Raw genomic sequence first — 2,632 nt, forward strand, 5'->3', positions numbered from 1 at the left:
TACAAAAAAGCTCGTTCTTTGGTTGTGAAAGTGTCGGTGTCAATTGGTTGGCCTAACAAACGGCTCAAGAGGGATTGCCAACGCTTGGCGGCTTTAGTACAAAATTGAAGTTCAGGGTTTACGGTGTGTTTTTTGAGTTCGGTGAGGCGTCGTCAACCCCTTAGCCGGGCGTTAGGCTATTCAGAGGATACGATGATAGATTTAAAAAATAATGAGCAATATTTCGACGTTTCTTTTGAGAAGCTTTCCTCACCTGATGAGAAATATAGCGACGTCGAGTTTGAAGATTGCCAATTCTCCGACTGCGATTTTTCAGCGGTTAAATTCCAGAAATGTAAGTTTACAAACTGCACATTTGAACGCTGCAATTTGAGCTTGGTGGATTTTACAAACTCAAAGCTCTTTGAGCTTAAATTTCAAGACAGTAAGTTAGTTGGCGTTGATTGGACGAAAGCGACATGGCCAGTTTATCATTCAGACTTTGAGCTAAGTTTTAAGCGTTGTATTTTAAATGACTCGTCTTTCTTTGGCCTGACCTTAAATGAGTTGGTTCTGGATGAATGTAAGTTGCATGATGTTGATTTCCGTGAAGGTAACTTTGCAGGTTCAATAATGATTTATAGTGATTTTAGCCACAGTTTATTTATGAGAACAAATTTGCAAGGGGTTGATTTCAGTGAATCAACAGCATACTCCATTGACGTACTAGAAAATAACGTTAAAAAGGCTAAGTTTTCACGGTATGAAGCCTTGATCTTATTAGAAAGCTTAGGTATTGAATTGGTGGATTAATAGCCTAACAAACGGCTCAAGAGGGATTGTCAACGCGTGGCGGCTTTAGTGCAAAATTGAAATTCAGTGTTTACAGTGTGTTTTTTAAGTTCGGCGGTGCGTTGTCAACCCCTTAGCCGGGCGTTATAACGCGGGAGAGTTATGAGTACAAAAGATCTATCGAAAATGGGCTCGGCAAGAGTCTCTATTGAAGGATTTGGTAGTTCCCTTTGCATCCATAAGCAAAATGCTTCTGATGTAGAGGTGAATTTTTACCAACACGCAGCTTCAAAGCTCAAGGGCGTGAATGTTCCCAAACTTTATAAGGTACAAAATAAGGATCTCTTTATTGAGCTTATTCCGAATCGAGTGACATTAAAGGAATTGCAAACCAATTCGAACGTATTTGAGCAGTTGGCTAGTATTCATTGTTCAAAATATAAACCTTGTTTTAGTACCAAAGAGCATCATTGGTCAGCTATTTCAACAGAGTCAGCTCTTGAGGCCTTAAGCCTTCCTCGCTCTTCTCAAAGTACGATAGTATCAATACAAGCTTTGTCTCAGGTTCTATTTGAGCATTCATGCTTAATTTCGGGCGATACAAATGATGGAAATTGGGGCATCAGACAAAATGGTGAATTGGTACTGTTTGACTGGGAGCGTTTTGGTTATGGTAGCCCAGCAATTGATTTGGCTCCTTTAGTACAAGGTTTGGGCTCAATTGAGGAGTATGCTTCGATTATCGAGCGATACACCCAATACAATTCATCACTTGCAGCGGATGAGTTAACGAAGCATTTGGTTATTGCAAAGTGTTGGATAGTTATTGAGGTAGTTAACATACTGATAAGTCGCAATAAACCTGAAGCAGCAACATATATAGACTGGTATCAAAAGAATGTACCTGCTTGGTTAGGTGCGGTAGAAAATGCGTTATAACAAACGCTTTAAGACGGATTCGCAACGCGTGGCACTTTCATCATGCGTTAACTTCAGTGATTTCGGTGGTGTGCAGAAATATCGCATTGCGTTGCTCACCACTTAAGCGGGCGTTAGGTATTTGGAGGCATCATGAGATCAATCTTGTTGATTATTTGTACTGTTTTATTAAACGGCTGCTTGGGTATGCCCAAATCAGTAAAGCCAGTGTCGGATTTTGAACTGAACAATTATTTAGGTAAATGGTACGAGGTTGCTCGACTTGATCACTCCTTTGAAAGAGGTTTAAATCAGGTTACTGCGGAATACCGTGTTCGAAATGATGGCGGTGTTTCGGTTCTTAATCGTGGTTATTCCGAAGAGAAAGGTGAGTGGAAAGAGGCTGAAGGCAAAGCTTACTTTGTAAATAGTCCAACAGACGGTTATCTGAAGGTTTCATTTTTTGGTCCGTTTTATGGCTCTTACGTGGTGTTTGAGTTAGAGCGTGAAAACTACAGTTATGCCTTCGTGTCAGGGCCGAATACAGAATATCTGTGGTTACTTTCAAGAACGCCTAGAGTCGAACCAGACATTCTGGAGAAGTTCGTTCAAATGTCGAAAGAGCGTGGTTTTGATACAAATCGGCTCATTTACGTTCAGCAGCAATAAATACCTAACAAACGGCTCAAGAGGGATTGCCAACGCGTGGCGGCTTTAGTACAAAATTGAAGTTCAGTGTTTACGGTGTGTTTTTTGAGTTCGGTGGTGCGTAGTCAACCCCTTAGCCGGGCGTTAGGCAAAGTGAGTTTTTATCAGCTAAATCGAGTTGGAATTGAGCGGTAAATTCCATGTTTTCTGGCTTAAGTTAAGCAATAAATAATCATCACATATTTGTTGTTTCTTGATCGTGTTGGGTTGTTTTTCGCTGTGAATTCAGCGGCAA

3 protein-coding genes are annotated in these 2,632 nt (G+C 40.7%); all 3 read left to right on the forward strand.

Annotation, left to right across the window (positions count from 1 at the left end; all coding sequences use genetic code 11):
* Positions 1-192 precede the first annotated feature (192 nt).
* The 3 genes from AACT18_RS16305 to AACT18_RS16320 all read left to right on the forward strand — a co-directional run bounded on the left by AACT18_RS16305 (position 193) and on the right by AACT18_RS16320 (position 2,358).
* The gene (locus tag AACT18_RS16305) at positions 193-792 is read left to right on the forward strand and encodes a pentapeptide repeat-containing protein (RefSeq protein ID WP_094144314.1); all 600 of its coding nucleotides are present in this window, start codon (positions 193-195) and stop codon (positions 790-792) included.
* A gap of 141 nt (positions 793-933) precedes the next feature.
* Entirely contained in the window at positions 934-1,710 is a 777-nt protein-coding gene (locus AACT18_RS16310; protein WP_094144313.1) for a phosphotransferase family protein, read from the forward strand.
* 132 nt (positions 1,711-1,842) lie between these two features.
* The gene (locus AACT18_RS16320) at positions 1,843-2,358 is read left to right on the forward strand and encodes a lipocalin family protein (protein WP_094125889.1); all 516 of its coding nucleotides are present in this window, start codon (positions 1,843-1,845) and stop codon (positions 2,356-2,358) included.
* The last annotated feature ends 274 nt before the right edge of the window (positions 2,359-2,632 follow it).

Origin of the sequence: Vibrio sp. V04_P4A5T148 (genome assembly GCF_963875605.1) — a bacterium.
GTDB lineage: Bacteria > Pseudomonadota > Gammaproteobacteria > Enterobacterales > Vibrionaceae > Vibrio > Vibrio anguillarum.